The sequence below is a fragment of the Ruixingdingia sedimenti genome (genome assembly GCF_031432425.1).
Classification (GTDB): domain Bacteria; phylum Pseudomonadota; class Alphaproteobacteria; order Rhodobacterales; family Rhodobacteraceae; genus Ruixingdingia; species Ruixingdingia sedimenti.
Genome location: NZ_JAVKPH010000001.1, coordinates 135,709 through 156,027 on the forward strand (window position 1 = coordinate 135,709; position 20,319 = coordinate 156,027).

Sequence of the window (20,319 nt, forward strand, 5' to 3'; positions counted from 1 at the left end):
GTCATGAAACCAAGCTTCGCACTGAACCTGTCGCATGACGGCGTGACGCTCCTGCATCGGTCGGGGCGGAAATGGGTCGATATCGGGCGCGTCACCTTCGACGACCCCGACCTGCCGGCGGCGCTGAACTATCTGCGCGGCAGCGCGCTCGGCCTCGCGCCGCAGGGGATCAGCACCAAGCTGGTGATCCCGCGGTCGGAAATCCTCTATACCCGCGTGCATGCGCCCGCCGCCGAAGACGGGACCCGCCGCGCCCGGATCGCCGACGCGCTGGAGGGGCGGACGCCCTATGACGTGGCCGATCTGGTGTTCGACTGGTCGGGCGACGGCGACGAGGTGGTGGTCGCCGTGGTCGCCCGCGACACGCTGGACGAGGCCGAGAGCTTTGCCGTGGAACACCGCTTCAACCCGGTGTCCTTCGTGACGATCCCCGAAGGGGACGAATTCGAGGGCGAGCCCTGGTTCGGCCCCACGGCGCTGGCGCCGGAAATCCTCGCCCCGGGCGAAGAGGTGGAACGCGACGACGGCCCGATCCGCATCGCGCGGCGGCGGGCGGGCGGTGCTGCTGCGGCGGGGGCGGCGGCGGAGGCCGCGGCACCCGAAGCGGCGGCCCCAGCCAACGAGGCCCCGGCCGTACCGGAAGACCTTGCCGCACCGGCCGGCAGTGCGCCCGCGCGCGAACCCGTCCCGGAACCCGATCCCCTGCCGGACCCGGAACCCGCGCCGCAGCCCGATCCGGTGGCGCAGGCAGAACTTCCCCTGCCCCCCGCCGCACCGGCGGAGGCCGCTGCGGAAGCGGCGGAAGAGGCCGCAACGGAGCCCGCACCGGCCCCTGTGGCGGCAGAAGCCATAGAGCCGACCGCCACGCCGGCACCGGAAGCCGAGGCCGAGCCCCCCCCGCCTGAAACCGCCCCCCCGCAGGCCAGCACCGCCGAGGCAGCGCCCCCGGCGGCGCAAGAGCCGCCCTCCGGGCCCGTTTCGGTCGTCGGGGGCGATCTGCCGCAGGAAACCGCAGCCGCCGCGCCCGCGGACGGATCCGCCCCCACCTTCGCCACGCGCCGCCCCGCGCCGCCCCTGTCGGCCCCCGCCGCCCGGGCCGCGGCCCCCGGCCCGGTTCCGCCGCGCCCGGCCCCCGCCGCCGCGCTCGCCGCAAAGGCCGCGACGGCAAAGACCGCGCGCCCCGGCAAGGCTGCCAAACCGGCCAAGCCGCAGCGCAACGTCTCCGGCCGCCCGTCGCAGCCCGAGGTGGCGGCAAAGCTCGCGCAGGTGCTCGCCCGGGCGCAACCCGAACCCGAGACGGCGGATGACCCCACCGATCCCACCGGCCGCGCCGCGGCCCGGGCGGCAGGGGCGACACTGGGGCAGTTCGGGTCGTTCCGGCCCGAACCCGTCCGGGGCAAGCCGCGCTATCTGGGGCTGATGCTGACCGGGGTGCTGCTGGTGGTGCTGGTGGTGATCGCGGTCTGGGCGGCGGTGTTCCTCGACAGCGGCGTCACCGAGGATGCGGCGCTGCCCCCGCCCCCGGCGGCAGTGGCGGAGCGCACCGCGACCCTGCCCCCGGCGGAAACCGCCCCCGCGCCGCAGGACAGCGCAACCGCACAGGCAGAACCCGAACCCGCCGCCGAACCGGAAGAGCCCGTCACCGCAGAGGCCACGCCCGAACCCGCGCCCGCCGCCAGCGCCGAAACCGGCACCGTCGCCGCGCAGGCCGGGGCGGCAGAGGAAGGCGCGCTGGTCCTCGGCGGGCGCGACACGGCCACGGCAGCCGACACCCCGGCCATGCTGGCCGCGCTGCCGGCGCAGAACGCCGACGCGACACCGGCATCGCCGGCGCCGCCGCCGCCCTTCGGTACGGTCTACCGGTTCGACGCCGAGGGCAATATCCTGCCGACGCCCGAAGGCGTGGTGACGCCCGACGGCATCCGCCTCGTCGCCGGCAAGCCGCCGCGCCTGCCGCCCGACCGGCCCGCCGCGCCCGAACCGGCGGTTGCCGAAGCCCCCGCCGCCGCCGAGGCGCCCGAGACAACCGCCACAGCCGCCGCAGAGACCCCCGAAGCCGAACCCGAGGCCCCCGCTGCGGCGCCCATTCCCGCCGATCCGCGGCTCGCCGGCGCGCGCCCGCGCGCACGGCCCCCGGGGCTCGTGCCCCCGGCCCCCGCCACGCCCACGGCCGAGGACGGCGCGCTGCGCAACGATGCCGGCGCCGCCCGCACCGCGACCGCCGCCGACCCGCGCCCCCGGCACCGCCCGGCCTCGCTTTTCGCGGCGGCAGAGGCGCAGGTCGTGGCGGTTTCCGCCAGCGCATCGACCGCGGGGCTGGACCGCGATGCCGCCGCGGCGAACCCGCTGCTGCTCACCTCGTCCCCCAGGCCCGCGCCGCGGCCCAAGGATCTGTCGCGCGCCGTTTCTGCCGCCGTGGCCGCCGCGATGCAGGCAAGCCCGCCGCCCGCCGCCCGCGCCACCGTCGCCGCCGCACCGCCCGCCCGCAACGCCCCCGCGATCCAGCCCGAGGAAGAGGACGAACCCGAGGTGACGACCGTCGCCCCGGCGATCCCGACCCGCGCCTCGGTGGCGAAACAGGCGACCTTCTCCAGGGTCATCAACCTGTCGCGCATCAACCTGATCGGCGTCTACGGCACCAGCAACAACCGCTACGCGCTGGTGCGCCAGTCGAACGGGCGCTTCGTGAAGGTCAAAGTCGGCGACACGCTCGATGGCGGCCGCGTCACCGCCATCGGGCAGAGCGAGTTGCGTTACGACCGCCGGGGCCAGGCGGTGACGCTCCAGATGCCGAGGGGCTGATCCCTGCCCGCCGGACCCGGCAACGACCATGGCGGGGACGCACCCCGCCCCATGATCGCCGGGACAGAGGACAGCCGCGGCCCCCCCGCAGCACGCCGAGGCCGCCGATCATCCACACCGGCCGGATCGGCCCCTACCGGGCCGTCAGGGCCCGCCGCCAAGACTCTGCCTTCAGATCCAGAACCGGCCGGCCTTTCACCGTGACCCAAATATCCCCGCCGGAGGCCACCGCCCTTTCCCCGCGCGACACCGCCGGGCATGGGCGCAAGGGATCACGCCCGCAGGCCCCGGATGGGGTTCATTCCCGCCATCGCATCGCCCCTGCCGCACCCGATAAAAAACCGCGGCCCCCGGAAAAGGGGCCGCGGCCGGGAATCACACGAGGCCATGGATCAGGCGGCGCGGCTCAGCAGAACCTCGTCCACCTGCTTTTGCGCGCCGGCCTCGTCCACGCCGGACACGGCCGCAACCTCGCGGGTCAGGCGTTCCAGCGCGGCCTCGTAGAGCTGACGTTCGGAATAGCTCTGCTCGCGCTGGTCGTCGGCGCGGTGCAGGTCGCGGACCACCTCGGCGATCGACAGCAGGTCGCCCGAGTTGATCTTCTGTTCGTATTCCTGCGCCCGGCGCGACCACATCGCGCGTTTCACCTTGGCCTTGCCCTTCAGCGTTTCCAGCGCCCGGGTCACGACATCGGGCGAGGACAGCGAGCGCATGCCGATCTCGGTCGCGCGGTTGGTCGGCACGCGGAGCGTCATCTTGTCCTTCTCGAACGAGATCACGAAGAGTTCAAGCGTCAGCCCGGCGATCACCTGTTCCTCGATGGAGATGATCTTGCCCACGCCATGCGCGGGATAGACGACGAACTCGTTGGGACGGAACTCCGGCTTCTTGGTCTTGCTCATTCAGATTTTCCTCGCAACGCACCTGTCTTTGACGACAAACCACCCTGCCCGGCGTCGCCGGGAGAAAGGGTGGTTCAAACCGCTGGAAAGACACCCCCAGACGAGCGGCGCAGGGGTTGGTGTCAGGCTTCCACGTTTCTTGTGACAGCCATATAACACGAATCGCCCCCCGAGTCCAACTCCGCCACGGGCGCAAGGGGGGCGGGGGGCCGTCGGCGGCCCCGCGCCGGCAGGGCTGCCTCAGCCGCCGTCGCCGGGCGCCTCGGAAAAGTATTTCGACAGCTTGTCGGGCTCGCCGTCGCGTTCCGTCGCCTCGGGCAGCGGGTCCTTGCGCGTCACCAGCACCGGCCAGACGGTGGCGTACTTGCGGTTGAATTCAACCCATTTTTCCATGTCCGGCTCGGTATCCGGGCGAATCGCGTCGGCGGGGCATTCGGGTTCGCACACGCCGCAGTCGATGCATTCATCCGGGTGGATGACCAGCATGTTCTCGCCCTCGTAGAAACAGTCCACCGGGCAGACCTCGACGCAATCGGTATATTTGCAGGCTATGCAATTGTCGGTGACGACAAAGGTCATGGCGGGCCTCACGCTGACGTTTCGCGGCGATGGTTAGAGCAGCGCGGCGGATCATTCAAGCGGTTGGGACGATTTGGCACCCCCCGGGGCGGGCGCGTCAAGATCGTCGTAGAGCGCCTGCGCCTCGACGGCGGGTCCGCGCCGCCCGCCGGGGGCGAGGACGCGGATCAGCCGCACCCGCCCCCCCTGCACGAAGGTCAGCGTATCGCCCGGGCGGACGGGCTGTGCGGGCTTGGTGGTGCGGGTGCCGTTGACGCGCACATGGCCTTCGGCCACCACGGCGGCGGCAAGACTGCGGGTCTTGAAGAACCGCGCCTGCCACAGCCATTTGTCCAGCCGGATCGCGGGGGCCGGGCCGGCCCCCGCCGCGCGCCCCGCATCGCCCAAGGCTCAGGTCCGGTCGCGCAGCGCGGCGAGGATGGCGAAGGGGCTGTCGGGGTCGACCGGCTTGTCCTTCGCAGGGCGCGATTCGAACCGCTGCGGCTGATCCCCGCGGCGCTCGCCGCCCGGTTTGCCGCCGGGCTTGCCCCCGGAATGCCCCTTGTGGCCCTTGCCCCCCTTGTGCGGGCGCTCTCCCCTGTCGCCACGCTCGCCCCCCCGGTCCTTGCGCGGCTCGCCGCCCTCGGGGGCCCCTTCGGCCCGGCGCGGGCCGCCCTGGCCTTCGCGGCGGGGGCCGCGCTGGCCCTCGCCCCGGCGCTCGCCGCCGCCCCCACGGCGGAAGTCGCCGCGCGGGCGGGGGGCCCAGGTGAAGGTGTAGAAGGCTTCGAGTTCCACCACCGCCGGTTCGGCCGATTCCGTCGCCGGTTCGGCCTCTGCCGTTGCCGGTTCGGCCCCCTCCGCCACGGTTTCAGCGGCCACCGCCACCTCGGCCGGGGCCTCCGCAGCGGTTTCGGGCGCCGCCTCGACGGGGGCTTCCGTCGTCTCTGCCGGGGCCTCCACCGCCTCTGCCGAAGGGGCCGCATCCGCCGCCACGGGCCGCGCCTTGGGCCGTTCGCCCTTTTCGCCGCGATAGCCGAGGCCGCCCATCAGATCGGCGAACTGGTCCAGCGTCATGCCGGTGATCGACAGCATGTCGGGCGTCGCCTCGAACCCCGCGCGGCTGTCCTTGGCGCGCAGCAGGTCCGCCAGCCGTTCCAGCATGTCGATGCGGATCGCCCGCGTCCCCGCCGGATGATAGCCGGCCAGCGTATAATGCCCCTTGGGCACCTCGGGCAGGTTCGGGATCGTCACCAGACCCGGCGGCGGGCTTTCGGGAAATTCGTCCAGCCCCTGCGCCAGCGACCACAGCACCAGCCGCAGCCGCGTGGGCGCGGGTTTCAGCAGCGCAGGCTGGAAGATCGTGTACTGCCCGAACCTCAGCCCGTGCTTGCGCAGCGCGCCGCGGGCCTCCTGGTCCAGCGATTTGACCTCTTCGGCCACGCCCTCGCGCGGCAGCACGCCCATCGATTCGACCATGCGGAAGGCGAAACCGCGGGCAAGGCCCGTCAGCGCCTCGTCCCGGCCAAGCGCCAGCAGCGGCTCGAACAGCGCGGCCACCTTGCGGTCGATGAAATGCTGCAACCGGCGGCGGACCTTTTCGGCCACATCGGCGCCCGCCTCTTCATCCACGAAGGGCTCGACCAGCGGCTTCATCGGCTCCGGCCCCTTCACCAGCTTGCCCACCGCGGCACTGCCCCACATGAGGCCGCCCTGTTCGGTGTAATCCAGCTCGGTATCCGGCGCGTTGTAGAACCGGTCGGCCCGCAGGCTGAATTCCGGCCGCAGCGCCTCATAGGCGGCCTGGCGCAGGGTGCGCGCCTCGTCGGGGCCGCCGGTGGCATCCTGCCGGAAGCGGAACCCTTCCAGTCGGCCGACGAATTCGCCCTCGACCGTCACCTCGCCCTTGTCGTTCACCTCGGCCACAAGGCTCTCCTTCTGTTTCAACCGGCGCAGCAGGACAGAGGTGCGCCGGTCGACAAAACGCTGCGTCAGTCGGGCGTGCAACGCATCCGACAGGCGATCTTCTACCGCGCGGGTTTCCTCGCGCCAATGGGATTCGTCGGCCACCCAGCCCTTGCGTTGCGCGACATAGGTCCAGGTGCGGATATAGGCGAGCCGCTTGGAGATCGCGTCGATGTCGCCATCGGTGCGGTCGATGCGGGCGATGGCACGGGCAAGCCAGTCGTCGGGCACCCGGCCGCCGTCCTTGAGGAAATCGAAGATCCGCGCCAGGAGCGTCGCGTGGTCGCCCCCGGAATGGCCGCGGAAGTCGGGGATGCGGCAGACATCCCACAGCAGCCGCACCTGGGCCGGGCTGCGCAGGGCGGCGCGGATTTCCGGCGTGTCGGCAAGGGTTTTCAGCGCCACCACGTCATCGGCATCGCGCGAACGGGTCAGCCATTCGTTCGCCGTATGCTGTTCGAGCGAGGCGACGAGCCGTTCCACCGTGCCGAATTCCAGCGCGGCATTGCGCCAGTGCAGCTTGCGCACGGGCAGGAAGCGGTGCTCCTCTATCGATTCGATGACCTCTTCGGGCAGGGGCCGCGCCTCGCCGGTGACGCCGAAGGTGCCGGGGCTGGTGTGCCGCCCCGCCCGGCCCGCGATCTGGGCCAGTTCATGGGGATAGAGCGCGCGGATGCGGCGGCCGTCGAACTTGGCGGTCGAGGAAAAGGCGACATGGCGGATGTCGAGGTTCAGCCCCATACCGATGGCGTCGGTGGCGACGAGGTAATCCACCTGCCCGCTCTGGTACAATTCCACCTGCGCGTTGCGCGTGCGGGGCGACAGCGCCCCCATGACCACCGCGCAACCGCCCTTGGTGCGGCGGATCAGTTCGGCGATGGCATAGACGTTTTCGACCGAAAACCCGACGATGGCGGATCGTTCGGGCATCCGGCTTATCTTTTTGGAACCTGCCCACGACAATTCCGACAGCCGGGGCCGCGACATGAACTGCACCCCCGGCACCAGCGCGGCGATGGCCGGCCGCATGGTATCCGATCCCAGGAACAGCGTCTCGTGCAGGCCCCTTGCCCGCAACAGCCGGTCGGTGAAGACATGGCCGCGTTCGGGATCGGCGCAGAGCTGGATTTCATCGACCGCCACGAAATCGGCACCGATTTCCTGCGGCATCGCCTCGACCGTGCAGACCCAGTATTGGGTGCGTTCGGGGACGATGCGTTCCTCGCCCGTCACCAGCGCCACGACCGAGGGGCCGCGGGCGGCGACGATGCGGTCATAGACCTCGCGCGCCAGCAGGCGCAGCGGAAGGCCGATCACGCCGGTCCGGTGGGCCAGCATCCGTTCTATCGCGTAATGGGTCTTGCCGGTATTCGTGGGCCCCAGGACCGCGATGACCCTGCCCTTGTCGCGCATGTCGGGGGAGCCTTCTTTTCAGAGTTCCAGGCCGTCGGTCTTGGCCTTCAACCGCGCCACGGCCTGCTTTAACGCCTCCAGATGGGGATGTATAGCAAGCGCCGCAAGATAGGCGTCGAGCGCCCGCCGGTCCTGCCCGGCCTCTTCCCGGATCGCGCCGAGGCCGGCCAGCGCCATGAAGTGATGGGGGTTGAGCGTCAGGGCGCGGGCGATGTCGTCGATGGCGGGGCCGTAATAGCCGGCGGCAAAGAAGGCGGCGGCGCGGGCGTTCCAGCCTTCGGCGAAATCGGGGGCGTGGTCGGTCAGCGCGGTCAGATGCTCGATGGCCGCCATGGGATCGCCGTCCGCCAGCGCGTCGCGCCCGCGTTGCAGCAGCAGGTCCATCGCGGCAGAACCCGACCGCCCCCATTCCATTTCCAGCGCGCGCTGCGTGCGCCGCCAGGCGCGGTTGTCGGGACGGGCGAGATCGGCCAGCAGTTCCGCCTCGGTCTGCGGTTGGGGAACCGGGGCCGGCGCGTCCTGCGCCGGGGCAGGCACGGACAGGGCGGCGCTGAACAGCACTGCCGCCACGACACGGTTGAGGAACGGGACAAGAACGACCATAACAAGGCAAGTCTAACGCCACCGCAGCGAAAAGCGAGTACCCTGCGGTCACGATTGGAGGATCGGATGAGCGATGTGATCGACGCTGCCGTGGCAGCCCTGAAGGAAAAGGTTTCGGGCGGGTTCGACGCCGTGGCCAAGTTCGTCATCAACGGCGAGGGCGCGATCATGCTCGACGCCGACGGCGTGCGCGCGGGGGATGAAGAGGCGGATGTGACCCTGACCGCCGATGCCGATGTGTTCCAGGCCATCCTGTCGGGCGACCTGAACGCGACCTCGGCCTTCATGTCGGGCAAGCTGGCGGTGGACGGCAACATGGGCCTGGCGATGAAACTGGGCTCGGTCCTGTCTTGACCGAGGCGGCCCCGTATTTCGCCGACCTGGCAGCGGGGCCGGATACCGCGCGCGCCGCATGGCGCGCGACCGCCGATGGCCGGCGGGTGCGGGTGGTGCTGTGGCCGCATCCGGGCGCGCGCGGCACGGTGCTGATTCTGACCGGCCGGTCGGAACATGCGGAAAAATACGGCCCCACCGCCGCCGCGCTGGCCGCGGCGGGCCTTGCCGCCGCGACGGTCGACTGGCGCGGGCAGGGCCTGTCGGAACGGCTGTTGCCCGACCCGCGCAAGGGCCATGTCGGGCGGTTCGCCGATTACCAGCACGACCTGCGGGCGCTGATCGCCGCGGTGGACGACGCCGCCCTGCCCGGCCCCCGGTTCCTGATGGCGCATTCGATGGGCGGGGCCATCGGGTTGCGCGCGCTGATCGAGGGGCTGGCGGTGCGCGCCGCCGTGTTCAGCGCGCCGATGTGGGGCATCAAGGTGCCCGCCGGGCGGGCCGGGCCGATCCGGGCCATGGCGGGGCTGGCCGTGGGTCTGGGGCTCGGCGCGCGCTATGCGCCGCCGCCCGCGTCGGGCCCGGTCTGCTATGCCGAATCGGCCCCCTTCGCCGGCAACACGCTGACCACCGACCCCGACGCCTTCGCCTGGATGCAGGGCCATTTCACCGCCCATCCCGAACTGGCCACCGCCGGCCCCACCTTCCGCTGGCTGCACGAGGCGCTGGCCGAATGCGACCGGCTGGCGCAGGCGCCCTCGCCCGCCCTGCCCGCGCTGGCGGGTCTCGGCAGCCATGAACGGGTGGTGGACCGCGCGGCGGTGACGGACCGCATGGCGCGCTGGCCCGGCGGGCGCCTGCTGGCGCTGGAGGGCGCCGAACACGAATTGCTGATCGAACGCCCGCCGATCCGCGGCGCGCTGCTGGCCGCCGCGACCGATCTGTTCGCCGCACACGGCGGCTGACCGCCGCATCCGGCCACGCGGGAATTGACGTGACGTTTTGTTTACGTCAACGTCAATGCCGCGCTATATGACGCCGCATGCGCCGCGACAGCGGCAGGTCAGGTCCGTACCGGAGGCTGTGATGACCGACGAATTGATGACGATCCGCGAGATGTGCGACACTTTCGATGTCACGCCGCGGACCCTGCGTTTCTACGAGGCCAAGGAACTGCTGTTCCCCATCCGCGAGGGATCGCGCCGCCTGTTCACCCGCCGCGACCGCGCGCGGCTGAAACTGATCCTGCGCGGCAAGCGGTTCGGCTTCAGCCTCGAGGACATCCGCCAGTTGCTCGACCTCTACGACCGCGGCGACCGGCAGGAAACGCAACTGACGCGCACCTATGAACTCGCCCGCGACCGGCTGGCGCAGATGGAGGCGCAGCGGGCGGAACTCGACGAGGCGATCGAGGAACTCAAGGGCCAGCTGGCCTGGGGGGCCGAGGTGCTGGCCTCGTTCAAGGCGACCAAGGCCGCCGCCGAATAAGCCCGCACCGGAATTCAGGGGAGAGAGAGATGCCCAGCTATACCGCACCCGTCAAGGACATGCAGTTCATCCTGCACAATCTGCTGAACGTCACCGCATCCGACGTTCCGGGCTATGCCGATCTGGATGAAAGCTTCACCGGCGCGATCCTGGAAGAGGCGGGGAAACTGGCGGGCGACGTGCTGGCGCCGCTGAACCGCATCGGCGACATCGAGGGCTGCCGGCTGGAAAACGGCGTCGTCCATACGCCCAAGGGCTTCAAGGCGGCGTTCGACGCCCTGCGCGAAGGCGGCTGGAACGGGCTCGACCTGCCCGAGGAATTCGGCGGCCAGGGCCTGCCTTACGTCCTCGGCATGGCGGTGGGGGAAATGTTCACCTCTGCCAACATGGGCTTCAGCCTCTATCAGGGGCTGACCCACGGCGCCATCGGCGCGTTCCTGGCGCACGGGAGCGAGGACCAGAAGGCCACCTACCTGCCGAAAATGGTCAGCATGGAATGGACCGGCACCATGAACCTGACGGAACCGCATTGCGGCACCGATCTGGGCATGCTGCGCACCCGCGCCGAACCGCAGGAGGATGGCACCTACCGGATCACCGGGCAGAAGATCTTCATTTCCGCCGGCGAACACGACCTGTCGGAAAACATCATCCATCTGGTGCTGGCCAAGGCGCCGGGCGGCGGCCCCGGCACCAAGGGGATCAGCCTGTTCATCGTGCCCAAGTTTCTCGTGAACCCCGACGGCTCGCTCGGCGCGCGCAACGGCGTCAAGGTGGGCAATATCGAACACAAGATGGGCATCCACGGCAACGCCACCTGCGTGATGAACTATGACGACGCCACCGGCTGGCTGATCGGCGAATTGCACGGCGGCATGCGCGCCATGTTCACGATGATGAACGAGGAACGCATCGGCGTCGGCATGCAGGGCTATGCGCAGGCCGAGGCGGCCTATCAGGCCTCGCTCGCCTATGCCCGCGAACGGCTGCAGGGCCGCGCGGTGACGGGGGCGGCGAACCCGGAGGGCCCGGCCGATCCGCTGATCGTGCATCCCGACATCCGCCGCATGCTGCTGGAACAGAAAAGCTTTGCCGAGGGTGCGCGCGCCTTCACCCTGTGGGCGGCGCAGATGATCGACCGGTCGCACCGCATGGACGACGCCGAGGCCGAGGGGCTGGTGTCGCTGCTGACGCCGGTGATCAAGGGTTTCCTGACCGACAAGGGCTTCGACGCCGCCGTCGCCGCGCAACAGATCTACGGCGGCCACGGCTATATCGAGGAACAGGGGATAAGCCAGTTCGTCCGCGACGCCCGCATCGCCCAGATCTACGAGGGCGCGAACGGCATCCAGGCGCTGGACCTTGTGGGCCGCAAGCTTGCCGCCGGGGGCGGCAAGTACATCATGGCCTTCTTCGACATGGTGAAAGCCTTCATCAAGGAAAACGAGGGCGATGCCGCGCTGAAGGAAGGCTTCCTCGACCCACTCAAGAAGGCGTCGAAGGATCTGCAGGCGGCGGGCATGTTCTTCATGGCGCAGGGGATGAAGAACCCCAACGCCGCGCTGTCGGGCGCCTATGATTTCATGCACATGATGGGGCATGTCTGCCTCGGCCTGATGTGGGCGCGCATGGCCAGGGCCGCGCAGGCGGCGCTGGACGCGGGCGAGGGGGATGCCGAATTCCTGCGCGCCAAGATCGCCACCGGCCGCTTCTACATGGCGCGGCAACTGCCGGCGACGGGCATGCATCTTGCCCGCATCGAGAGCGGCGCCGATCCGGTGATGGCGCTGGACGAGGCGGCGTTCTAGGCTTGCCCCGGGGGACGGCCCGGCCGCCCCCCGGATGCAACCGGCGCGACAAGGGACGTTCGCGCGCCCCACGCGCCCGAGGAGGACCGATGCCCAAACGCTTTCGCCTGACCCGCCGCTTTCCCGTCGCCATGACCGAGGACGGCTATCGCCGCCTGAAACGGTTCGCCACCGAGGCCGGGCTGGACGAGGGCGAGGCGCTGTCGTTCCTGTTCGAACATTTCGACAGCGTGACCGACAGGGACAACCTGACGCACCGCCTGCGGCTGTTCAATTCGGAACTGGACGCCCGCAAACGCTGAACCGCCGGAGGGAGGGAGGACCCGATGACATTCCCGCTGATCCCGTCGCCCTGGATGACGGACGACCACCGCATGTTGCAGGAGATGACGCGCAGCTTCATTTCCGAGAAATGGGTGCCGCAGATCGACCGCTGGCGCAAGCAGGGCGAGATGGACCGCGAAACCTGGGCCGAGGCCGGCGCGCTCGGCCTGCTCTTGCCCTCGGTGCCGGAAGAATACGGCGGCGCGGGTGGCGATTTCGGGCACGAGGCGGTGATCCTGATGGAACATGCGCGGCTCAACCTCGCCAGTTGGGGGCATGGCATCCATTCGGGGATCGTGGCGCATTACATCCTCGCCTACGGGACCGAAGACCAGAAGCGCCGCTGGCTGCCGAAGATGGCGACGGGCGAACTGGTCGGCGCGCTGGCGATGACCGAACCCTCGGGCGGGTCGGACGTGCAGGGGCTGCGCACGCGGGCGGTGCGCGCGGGCGATACCTACCGGCTGACGGGATCCAAGACCTTCATCACCAACGGCCAGCACGCCAACCTGATCATCGTCGCCGCCAAGACCGACCCGGTGGCGCGCGCCAAGGGGCTGTCGCTGGTGGTGGTGGAAACCGAGGGCGCGCAGGGGTTCCGGCGGGGCCGGAAGCTCGAGAAGATCGGGATGAAGGCGGCGGATACGTCGGAACTGTTCTTCGACGAGGTGCCGGTGCCCGCGGGCAACATCCTCGGCGGCGCCGAGGGCCGGGGCTTTGCCCAGATGATGAGCCAGCTGCCGCAGGAACGGCTGATCATCGGCTGCGGCGCGGTGGGCGCCATCGAGGGCGCGGTGGAACGCACCATCGCCTATTGCAAGGAACGCGAGGCCTTCGGGCAGAAGATCATCGACTTCCAGAACACCCGCTTCAAGCTGGCCGAATGCAAGACCAATGCGGTGGTGGCGCGGACCTTTCTGGATGGCTGCATCGCGGCGCATCTGAAGGGCGCGCTGACGGTCGAGATGGCGGCGATGTGCAAATACTGGCTGACCGACCTGCAGGGCGCGGTGATCGACGAATGCCTGCAACTGCACGGCGGCTACGGCTTCATGCAGGACTATGCGGTGGCCGAGATGTGGACGGATGCGCGGGTGCAGCGGATCTATGGCGGCACCAACGAGATCATGAAGGACCTGATCGGGAGGTCGCTGTGAGGGGGAACGGGGGCCCTCCCGCCCGTCCGGCGCCGCGCGCGCGCGGCTTGTCCGGTTGGGCCGGGCGCCGCGCCTGCGGCGCGGCGTGCCTCCGGCGGGAGTATTTGGGGCAAGATGAAGACACAAGCGCGCGCCGCCCCGGCGGGGTCCGTGACCATCAAGCGGGACGGCGCGGCTTCACCTTGCACGGTCATCGGCTCTCCAGCCTGTACCGCAAGGCCGAGACTGGCACAGAGCAGTTAACGGCTGGTTACCGGGCGCGCCCTGCAACTTCATCTTGCCAAAAATACTCAAACGCCACGCCATCCGCCCGCCCTGCCGTCTGGAGGACCGCATGACCGCCACGCTCTATTGTTTCGGCGAATCCGGCAACGCCTACAAGGCGGCGCTGACGATGACGCTGGCGGGCTACGACTGGCAGCCGCGGTACGTCGATTTCTTCAACGGCGAGGCGCGCAGTCCCGAATTCCGCGCGATCAACCCGATGGGCGAGGTGCCGGTGCTGGTCGAGGGCGGCCGGGTGCTGACGCAATCGGCGGTCATCCAGCTGCATGTGGCCGAGGCGACCGGCAAGTTCCTCGGGGCGGGCGAGGACCGGGCCGAGGTGCTGCGCTGGCTTTTCTGGGACAATCACAAGATGTCGGCGCAGGCGGGGCCGGTGCGGTTCCTGATGAACTTCCTGCCCGAGGCCAGGCGCCCGGCAGAGGCGATCGGGTTCCTGCAAGGGCGGCTCAAGGCGGCGCTGGTGACGCTCGACACCCATCTGGAGGGGCGCGACTGGATCGTGGGAACGGAACCGACGCTCGCCGATTTCGCCTGTTGCAGCTACCTTTATTACCCCGAGCCCTTCGGCTTCGCCCGCGCCGACTGGCCCCGTATCGACCCCTGGCTGGACCGGATCGCCGCCCTGCCCGGCTGGAAACATCCCTATGACATGATGCCCGGCAATCCTGCCGACCGGGCGACGGCCTGACGGCCACGGAGGACAAGATGACTGACGCCTATATCTATGACGCCTGCCGCACCCCCCGCGGAAAGGGCCGCGCCGACGGGGCGCTGCACGAGGTGACTTCGGTCGCGCTGTCGGCGCGGCTTCTGGATGCGGTGAAGGAACGGAACGGCCTGAGTGGCCATGCGGTCGAGGATGTGATCTGGGGCAATGTCACCCAGGTGGGCGAACAGGGCGGTTGCCTTGCGCGGTCGGCGGTGCTGCTGTCGGGGCTGGACGAATCCATCCCCGGGCTGTCGGTCAACCGTTTCTGCGCCTCGGGGCTCGAGGCGGTGAACCTTGCCGCCAACCAGGTCAGGGGCGGCGCGGGTACGGGCTATATCGCGGGCGGGGTCGAGATGATGGGCCGCGTCGGCATGGGCACCGATGGCGCGGCCTTTGCAGTCGACCCGACGCTGGCGATGAAGATCTATTTCGTCCCGCAGGGGATTTCGGCCGACATCATCGCCACCGAATACGGCTTCACCCGGGAAGAGGCCGATGCGCTGGCGGTCGAAAGCCAGCGCCGCGCCGCCGAAGCCTGGGCGGACAAGCGGTTCGCGAAATCCATCGTGCCGGTGCGGGACCAGAACGGGCTGACGATCCTCGATCATGACGAATACATGCGCCCCGGCACCGACATGGCGGCGCTTTCCGGCCTCAAGCCCGCGTTCAAGGATATGGGCGAGGTCATGCCCGGCTTCGACAAGGTGGCGCTGATGAAATATCCGCAGCTGGAACGGATCGCGCATATCCACCACGCCGGGAACTCGTCCGGCATCGTGGACGGCGCCGCGGCGGTGCTGATCGGCAACAAGGAATTCGGCGAGGCGCACGGGCTGAAGCCGCGCGCGCGCATCCGGGCGACGGCAAAGATCGGCACCGACCCGACGATCATGCTGACCGGCCCCGTGCCGGTGACGCAGAAGATTTTGGCCGAAGCCGGGATGTCGATTGCCGATATCGACCTTTTCGAGGTGAACGAGGCTTTCGCCGCGGTCGTGCTGCGCTTCATGCAGGCGTTCCAGGTGGATGCCGCCAAGGTCAACGTCAACGGCGGCGCGATCGCCATGGGCCACCCCCTTGGCGCGACCGGGGCGATCATCATCGGCACCCTGCTGGACGAGCTGGAACGCCGCGGCCTCGGCACCGGGCTCGCCACGCTGTGCGTCGCGAACGGCATGGGCGCCGCCACCATCATCGAGCGGATCTGAGCGGCGAAAGGAACCAGAAAATGACCGAATTCCATTATGCCGTGGACGCCGATGGCGTCGCCACCATCACCTGGGATGTCGCCGGCAAGTCGATGAACGTTCTGTCCATCGCCGGGCTGCAGGAGCTTGACGCGCATGTGCAGGCGGCGCTGGCCGACGGCAACGTCAAGGGCATCATCATCACCAGCGGCAAGGCCGATTTCGCCGCCGGGATGGACCTGAACGTGCTGGCCCGGATGAAGGCGGACGCGGGCGACGACCCGGCGCGGGGCCTTTTCGACGGCATCATGCAGGTCCACGGCGTGCTGCGCCGGATCGAGCGCGCGGGGATGGACCCGAAAACGCTGAAAGGCGGCAAGCCCGTGGTCGCCGCCCTGCCCGGCACCGCCCTTGGCGCGGGGCTGGAAATCCCGCTCGCCTGCCACCGGATCATCGCCGCCGACAACGCACGCGCAAAGATCGGCCTGCCGGAAATCATTATCGGCATCTTCCCCGGCGCGGGCGGCACCATGCGGGTGTCGCGCAAGCTCGGCGCGATGGCGGCGGCGCCGATCCTGCTGGAGGGCAAGCTGAACGCCCCCAAGGCGGCCAAGGCCATCGGCCTGATCGACGAGGTGGTGGAACCCGGCCAGCTGCTGGCCCGCGCCAAGGAATGGGTGCTGTCGGCCAAGGATGCCGATCTGGTGAAGCCCTGGGATGCCAAGGGCTACAAGTTCCCCGGCGGCGCGCCCTATTCCGCGCCGGGCTTCCCGACCTTCCTCGGCGCCGCGGCGATGGTGCATGCGCAGACGCAGGGCGTATATCCTGCCGCCAAGGCGCTGCTGGCCGCGGTCTATGAAGGCGCGCTGGTGCCCTTCGACACGGCGCTGAAGATCGAGGCGCGCTGGTTCACCCATGTGCTGATGAACCCCTCGTCCTCTGCCATGATCCGCAGCCTGTTCATCAACAAGGAGGCGCTGGAAAAGGGCGCGAACCGGCCCAAGGTCGCGGATGAGCGGGTGGCCCGGGTGGGCATTCTGGGCGCCGGGATGATGGGCGCGGGCATCGCCTATGTCAGCGCCAATGCCGGGATCGAGGTGGTGCTGATCGACGCCACGCAAGAGGCGGCGGACCGGGGCAAGGCCTATTCCGAAGGCATCCTCGACAAGGGGATGAAACGCGGCAAGGTCACGGCGGACAAGAAGGCCGAGGTGCTGGCCCGCATCACCGCCACCACCGATTATGCCGCGCTGGCGGGCTGCGACCTGATCGTCGAGGCGGTGTTCGAGGATCAGAAGGTCAAGGCCGGCGTCACGGCGCAGGCCGAGGCGGTGATCCCCGCCGATGCGATCTTCGCCACCAACACCTCCACCCTGCCGATCACCGATCTGGCCAAGGCCAGCAAGCGGCCGGGGCAGTTCATCGGCATCCACTTCTTCTCGCCCGTGGACAAGATGATGCTGGTCGAGATCATCAAGGGCAAGGAAACCGGCGACAGGGCGGTGGCCAAGGCGCTCGACTACGTGCGCCAGATCCGCAAGACCCCGATCGTGGTGAACGACGCGCGCTTCTTTTACGCCAACCGCTGCATCATCCCCTATATCAACGAAGGCATGCGTATGGTCGGCGAGGGGGTGGAACCCGCGCTGGTCGAAAACGCGGCCAGGCTGGTGGGGATGCCGCTCGGCCCGCTGCAACTGGTGGACGAGACCTCGCTGGATCTGGGGGCCAAGATCGCCAGGGCGACCCGGGCGGCGATGGGGAATGAATATCCCGACGGCGCGGTGGACGACATCGTGTTCTGGATGGTCGATCAGGGCCGTCTGGGGCGCAAGTCGAAGTCGGGCTTTTATGCCTATGACGAGGCCGGCAAGCGGCAGGGGCTTTGGGAGGGTCTGGCCGACCGCTTCCCCCGCGCCGGGGATCAGCCCGAGTTGACCGAGGTGCAGCACCGCCTGCTGTTCGCGCAGGTGCTCGAGGCCGTCCGCGCGCTGGAGGCCGGGGTGCTGACCGACATCCGCGAGGGCGACGTGGGCGCGATCCTCGGGTGGGGCTTTGCGCCTTGGTCGGGCGGGCCGTTCAGCTGGCTCGACATCATCGGGGCGGACACGGCGGTGGCGATCTGCGACCGGCTGGCGGCGAAACACGGGGCCCGCTTCGCCGCGCCCGCGCTGCTGCGCGACATGGCGGCGAAGGGCGAAACCTTCTACGGGCGGTTCGGCGCGCAGGCGCGGGCGGCCTGATCGGGGGCAACGGGGATTCTGCCCTATCACTCTCCTTGGCGAAGGCGCGTGCCTTCGCCAACCCCGGGGCAATAAGGCTCTACCGGGCCGCCCCTGCCAGCGCCGTCCCCACATCCCCCGCCATCAGACAGGCGGCCAGATGGCGCGCCTGCGGCAGGGGGAGTAGCGGCGCGCCGCAACCGATCAGCGCCGCGCCTTCGGCATAGACGATCCCGGGCAGGGCCAAGCGCAGCACCAGCCGGTCGCCCTGCGGCGCGACCGGCGCAATGCCGCGCCAGCCCGCCAGCGCCGCCACCGGCAGCAGCGCAAGGGGTGCGCCCGACAGCGCCTCGGCCGCGTCGCATTCCACCGCCACGCCCTGCCCCGGCGCCAGATCCAGCGCCCGGCGGTTGCCCAGAACCCCCGGCGGCACCCGCAGCGGCCACACCGGGGCAGCCGACACAGCCGCGGGCCAGCCCTGCCGCACCACCCCTGCCAGCCGCTGCACACCATCGTCCAGCGTCAGCACGGCATCCCCGGCCCGCAGCCGCCCCGCCGCGCGCCAGCCCCTCGGCGTCGCCGCCCGTACATCCGACAGGATCCCCGCCCCGTCCATGCCACCCCCTGTCCAGATCGCCCGCCAGCGGACGGGGACAAGGGGCCGCCCGCGCGGCGGAAATGCGCCGCGGGCGTGGCGGATCGTTCGGATTTGCCGCGAATGCCGCGGATCAGGGATCGAAGCGATAGCCGAAGCGCGCGATGTCCTCGGCACAGAGATCCGCCACCAGCGCGGCGTCGGCCTCGGCATAATAGGGCCGCCAGTCGCGCGCCCGGGCGGAATCGTTGGCCCGCGCCACCGGGGCGAGGCGAAAGCCCAGATGCGCCTCGAACGGCGCGAGGTCGTCGTCGAGCGATTCCAGCCGCAGGAACAGATCGCACCGTTCCGCCCCCGCGCCATCGCGCACATAGGCCGCATAGGGCCAGGCGGCGAGGCTGGCCCGCGTCTGCGGATGGTTCAGGAAACCGCTGAAATCATGGCTTTTCGCCAGCCCCACCGCCGGATGGGCAAAGCCCTGCGCGCGCAGCCAGTGGTAATAGCTCACCAGCCGGTCCCAGGGGTTGCGCACCAGCGTGACGGTGAACATCCCCGCCAACTGCGCCTCCGGCAACAGCCCCGCGATATCGGCCAGCGTCGAATGCTTCCACAGCCGCCCGGCGACCTTCACCCCCTTCAGCCGCCCCCGCCGCGCCACCGCCTTGGGCGTGTCGCCGATCAGGATGTCGTCCTTGCGCGCCCGCGCCTCCAGCGCCAGCGTCAGCGCGGTGCCCCCCGTCTTGGGGATATGGACGAAGACATAGCGGCGGCCGGGTGACACGATCATGGCCCAGCCTACCCCGCCCCGGCGGCCCCGCCAAGCACCCGGGCAGGGCGCGATTGTCGCGCCGGGGCGGCTGCGCTATGCTGCGCGCGAAGAACAAAGAGCAGGCCCACGCCGCCATGACGGCGCTCGTCAAATTCGCACGGCTTGAAGCATCCGGGCTCTGGCGCGCCGCGCCGGGACAGCAGCGGCGCGAGGTGATCGTGTCTCTGGGCGAAGCCTCGCTGGTGCTGTCGGACGGGCGGACGGAAACGGCGCTGTCGCACTGGTCGCTGCCCGCGGTGCGGCGGGTGAACCCCGGCGCGCTGCCCGCCCTTTACAGCCCCTCGCCCGAAGGCGAGGCCGAAAGCGAGACGGTCGAGATCGAGGACGCCGACATGATCGCGGCCATCGAGACCGTGCGCAGCGCGATCGACACCCGCAAGCCCCATCCCGGCCGCCTGCGGTGGGGGATCTTCGGCGGCACGCTGGCGGTGGTGCTGGCGCTCGGCATCTTCTGGCTGCCCGGCGCGCTGGTGTCGCATACTGCGGGCGTAGTGCCGATGGCCAAGCGGATCGAGATCGGGCGGCTCGCGCTGGACGATGTGGCGCGGTTTTCGGGCGCGCCCTGCACATCCCGGCGCGGCAATGCGGCGCTGGTGCGGCTGGCGGAGCGGCTTTTCGGCAATGACGGCACCCGCATCGTGGTGCTGCGCGAGGGGCTGGCGGGGGCGGCGCATCTGCCCGGGCGCATCATCCTGATCGGCCGCCCGCTGGTCGAGGCCCATGACGCCCCCGAGGTCGCCGCCGGCCATATCCTCGCCGAACGGCTGGCGGCAGAGGCGCGCGACCCGCTGATCCCCGCGCTGCGGTGGGCGGGGCTGCGGGCGAGCTTCCGTCTGCTGACCACCGGCAACCTGCCCGAGGGCGCGATGACGGGCTACGGCGAACGGGTGCTGACCCGCCCCGCCCCGCCGCCCGAGGATATGGAACCCCTGCTGGCGCGCTTCATCACCGCGCATGTCGCCAGCACGCCCTATGCGCTGGTGCTGGACCCCGGCGGCGAAAGCACCCTGCCGCTGATCGAGGCCGACCCGCAGAAACGCGGGCAGGCCACCGCAATCCTGCCGGACGAGGACTGGATCAGCCTGCAATCCATCTGCGCGGGCTGAGGCGCCAAAGGAAAAGGCGCCCTGACCTTTCGGTCA

Annotated in this window: 18 protein-coding genes; 11 read left to right on the forward strand and 7 right to left on the reverse strand. The window is 70.1% G+C overall.

Annotated features, from left to right (window positions below):
* The first annotated feature begins 3 nt into the window (after positions 1-3).
* Positions 4-2,802: a translation initiation factor 2 gene (locus RGD00_RS00730; RefSeq protein WP_310455162.1), complete on the forward strand. Its 2,799-nt coding sequence runs from the start codon at positions 4-6 to the stop codon at positions 2,800-2,802.
* Positions 2,803-3,194: 392 nt separating this feature from the next.
* On the opposite strand, the gene RGD00_RS00735 is transcribed toward RGD00_RS00730, so the two are convergent.
* The 5 genes from RGD00_RS00735 to RGD00_RS00755 form a co-directional block, all read right to left on the reverse strand.
* Positions 3,195-3,704 carry a CarD family transcriptional regulator gene (locus RGD00_RS00735; RefSeq protein WP_310455163.1) on the reverse strand — a complete coding sequence of 170 codons (510 nt, stop codon included), beginning with the start codon at positions 3,702-3,704 and terminating at the stop codon, positions 3,195-3,197.
* 240 nt (positions 3,705-3,944) lie between these two features.
* Entirely contained in the window at positions 3,945-4,283 is a 339-nt protein-coding gene (gene fdxA, locus RGD00_RS00740) for a ferredoxin FdxA (RefSeq protein WP_310455164.1), read from the reverse strand.
* Positions 4,284-4,334: 51 nt separating this feature from the next.
* Complete coding sequence (locus tag RGD00_RS00745) at positions 4,335-4,670, reverse strand: RNA-binding S4 domain-containing protein (protein WP_310455166.1); 336 nt, start codon at positions 4,668-4,670, stop codon at positions 4,335-4,337.
* Between the two features lie 3 nt (positions 4,671-4,673).
* Entirely contained in the window at positions 4,674-7,637 is a 2,964-nt protein-coding gene (locus RGD00_RS00750; protein WP_310455167.1) for a helicase-related protein, read from the reverse strand.
* An 18-nt stretch (positions 7,638-7,655) separates the two neighbouring features.
* Positions 7,656-8,240, reverse strand: coding sequence for a tetratricopeptide repeat protein (locus tag RGD00_RS00755; RefSeq protein ID WP_310455168.1), 585 nt, complete (start codon positions 8,238-8,240; stop codon positions 7,656-7,658).
* Positions 8,241-8,306: 66 nt separating this feature from the next.
* Between RGD00_RS00755 and RGD00_RS00760 the strand changes: the two genes are divergently transcribed.
* The 9 genes from RGD00_RS00760 to RGD00_RS00800 all read left to right on the forward strand — a co-directional run bounded on the left by RGD00_RS00760 (position 8,307) and on the right by RGD00_RS00800 (position 17,774).
* The gene (locus RGD00_RS00760) at positions 8,307-8,594 is read left to right on the forward strand and encodes an SCP2 sterol-binding domain-containing protein (RefSeq protein WP_310455169.1); all 288 of its coding nucleotides are present in this window, start codon (positions 8,307-8,309) and stop codon (positions 8,592-8,594) included.
* Positions 8,591-9,538: an alpha/beta fold hydrolase gene (locus tag RGD00_RS00765; protein ID WP_310455171.1), complete on the forward strand. Its 948-nt coding sequence runs from the start codon at positions 8,591-8,593 to the stop codon at positions 9,536-9,538. The genes RGD00_RS00760 and RGD00_RS00765 overlap by 4 nt, the downstream gene beginning before the upstream one ends.
* Before the next feature lie 121 nt (positions 9,539-9,659).
* Positions 9,660-10,061: a MerR family transcriptional regulator gene (locus RGD00_RS00770; RefSeq protein ID WP_310455172.1), complete on the forward strand. Its 402-nt coding sequence runs from the start codon at positions 9,660-9,662 to the stop codon at positions 10,059-10,061.
* 29 nt (positions 10,062-10,090) lie between these two features.
* Positions 10,091-11,869, forward strand: a complete 1,779-nt coding sequence (locus RGD00_RS00775) for an acyl-CoA dehydrogenase C-terminal domain-containing protein (protein ID WP_310455173.1) — start codon at positions 10,091-10,093, stop codon at positions 11,867-11,869.
* An 89-nt stretch (positions 11,870-11,958) separates the two neighbouring features.
* Complete coding sequence (locus tag RGD00_RS00780; protein WP_310455174.1) at positions 11,959-12,171, forward strand: hypothetical protein; 213 nt, start codon at positions 11,959-11,961, stop codon at positions 12,169-12,171.
* Between the two features lie 24 nt (positions 12,172-12,195).
* Positions 12,196-13,350, forward strand: a complete 1,155-nt coding sequence (locus tag RGD00_RS00785) for an acyl-CoA dehydrogenase family protein (RefSeq protein WP_310455176.1) — start codon at positions 12,196-12,198, stop codon at positions 13,348-13,350.
* 334 nt (positions 13,351-13,684) lie between these two features.
* Entirely contained in the window at positions 13,685-14,323 is a 639-nt protein-coding gene (locus RGD00_RS00790) for a glutathione S-transferase family protein (protein ID WP_310455177.1), read from the forward strand.
* Positions 14,324-14,340: 17 nt separating this feature from the next.
* Positions 14,341-15,552 (forward strand): acetyl-CoA C-acetyltransferase, encoded by a 1,212-nt coding sequence (locus RGD00_RS00795; protein ID WP_310455178.1) that lies wholly within the window; start codon positions 14,341-14,343, stop codon positions 15,550-15,552.
* A gap of 20 nt (positions 15,553-15,572) precedes the next feature.
* Complete coding sequence (locus tag RGD00_RS00800) at positions 15,573-17,774, forward strand: 3-hydroxyacyl-CoA dehydrogenase NAD-binding domain-containing protein (RefSeq protein ID WP_310455180.1); 2,202 nt, start codon at positions 15,573-15,575, stop codon at positions 17,772-17,774.
* 79 nt (positions 17,775-17,853) lie between these two features.
* On the opposite strand, the gene RGD00_RS00805 is transcribed toward RGD00_RS00800, so the two are convergent.
* A complete protein-coding gene (locus tag RGD00_RS00805; protein ID WP_310455181.1) occupies positions 17,854-18,369 on the reverse strand; it encodes a Hint domain-containing protein in 516 nt (171 codons plus the stop codon).
* Between the two features lie 112 nt (positions 18,370-18,481).
* Positions 18,482-19,135: a sulfotransferase family 2 domain-containing protein gene (locus tag RGD00_RS00810; RefSeq protein ID WP_310455182.1), complete on the reverse strand. Its 654-nt coding sequence runs from the start codon at positions 19,133-19,135 to the stop codon at positions 18,482-18,484.
* Positions 19,136-19,251: 116 nt separating this feature from the next.
* On the opposite strand from RGD00_RS00810, the gene RGD00_RS00815 reads away from it, so the two are divergent.
* Positions 19,252-20,283 (forward strand): hypothetical protein, encoded by a 1,032-nt coding sequence (locus RGD00_RS00815; RefSeq protein WP_310455183.1) that lies wholly within the window; start codon positions 19,252-19,254, stop codon positions 20,281-20,283.
* Positions 20,284-20,319: the final 36 nt, after the last annotated feature.

Excerpts from the sequence above, each read along its gene's own strand:
- RGD00_RS00760 (WP_310455169.1), top strand. The coding sequence starts at position 8,307 with ATGAGCGATGTGATCGACGCTGCCGTGGCAGCCCTGAAGGAAAAGGTT.
- RGD00_RS00780 (WP_310455174.1), top strand. The coding sequence starts at position 11,959 with ATGCCCAAACGCTTTCGCCTGACCCGCCGCTTTCCCGTCGCCATGACC.
- RGD00_RS00800 (WP_310455180.1), top strand. The coding sequence starts at position 15,573 with ATGACCGAATTCCATTATGCCGTGGACGCCGATGGCGTCGCCACCATC.
- RGD00_RS00770 (WP_310455172.1), top strand. The coding sequence starts at position 9,660 with ATGACCGACGAATTGATGACGATCCGCGAGATGTGCGACACTTTCGAT.
- RGD00_RS00755 (WP_310455168.1), bottom strand. The coding sequence starts at position 8,240 with ATGGTCGTTCTTGTCCCGTTCCTCAACCGTGTCGTGGCGGCAGTGCTG.
- RGD00_RS00775 (WP_310455173.1), top strand. The coding sequence starts at position 10,091 with ATGCCCAGCTATACCGCACCCGTCAAGGACATGCAGTTCATCCTGCAC.
- RGD00_RS00805 (WP_310455181.1), bottom strand. The coding sequence starts at position 18,369 with ATGGACGGGGCGGGGATCCTGTCGGATGTACGGGCGGCGACGCCGAGG.
- RGD00_RS00790 (WP_310455177.1), top strand. The coding sequence starts at position 13,685 with ATGACCGCCACGCTCTATTGTTTCGGCGAATCCGGCAACGCCTACAAG.
- RGD00_RS00785 (WP_310455176.1), top strand. The coding sequence starts at position 12,196 with ATGACATTCCCGCTGATCCCGTCGCCCTGGATGACGGACGACCACCGC.
- RGD00_RS00795 (WP_310455178.1), top strand. The coding sequence starts at position 14,341 with ATGACTGACGCCTATATCTATGACGCCTGCCGCACCCCCCGCGGAAAG.
- fdxA (WP_310455164.1), bottom strand. The coding sequence starts at position 4,283 with ATGACCTTTGTCGTCACCGACAATTGCATAGCCTGCAAATATACCGAT.
- RGD00_RS00750 (WP_310455167.1), bottom strand. The coding sequence starts at position 7,637 with ATGCGCGACAAGGGCAGGGTCATCGCGGTCCTGGGGCCCACGAATACC.
- RGD00_RS00735 (WP_310455163.1), bottom strand. The coding sequence starts at position 3,704 with ATGAGCAAGACCAAGAAGCCGGAGTTCCGTCCCAACGAGTTCGTCGTC.
- RGD00_RS00730 (WP_310455162.1), top strand. The coding sequence starts at position 4 with ATGAAACCAAGCTTCGCACTGAACCTGTCGCATGACGGCGTGACGCTC.
- RGD00_RS00810 (WP_310455182.1), bottom strand. The coding sequence starts at position 19,135 with ATGATCGTGTCACCCGGCCGCCGCTATGTCTTCGTCCATATCCCCAAG.
- RGD00_RS00815 (WP_310455183.1), top strand. The coding sequence starts at position 19,252 with ATGACGGCGCTCGTCAAATTCGCACGGCTTGAAGCATCCGGGCTCTGG.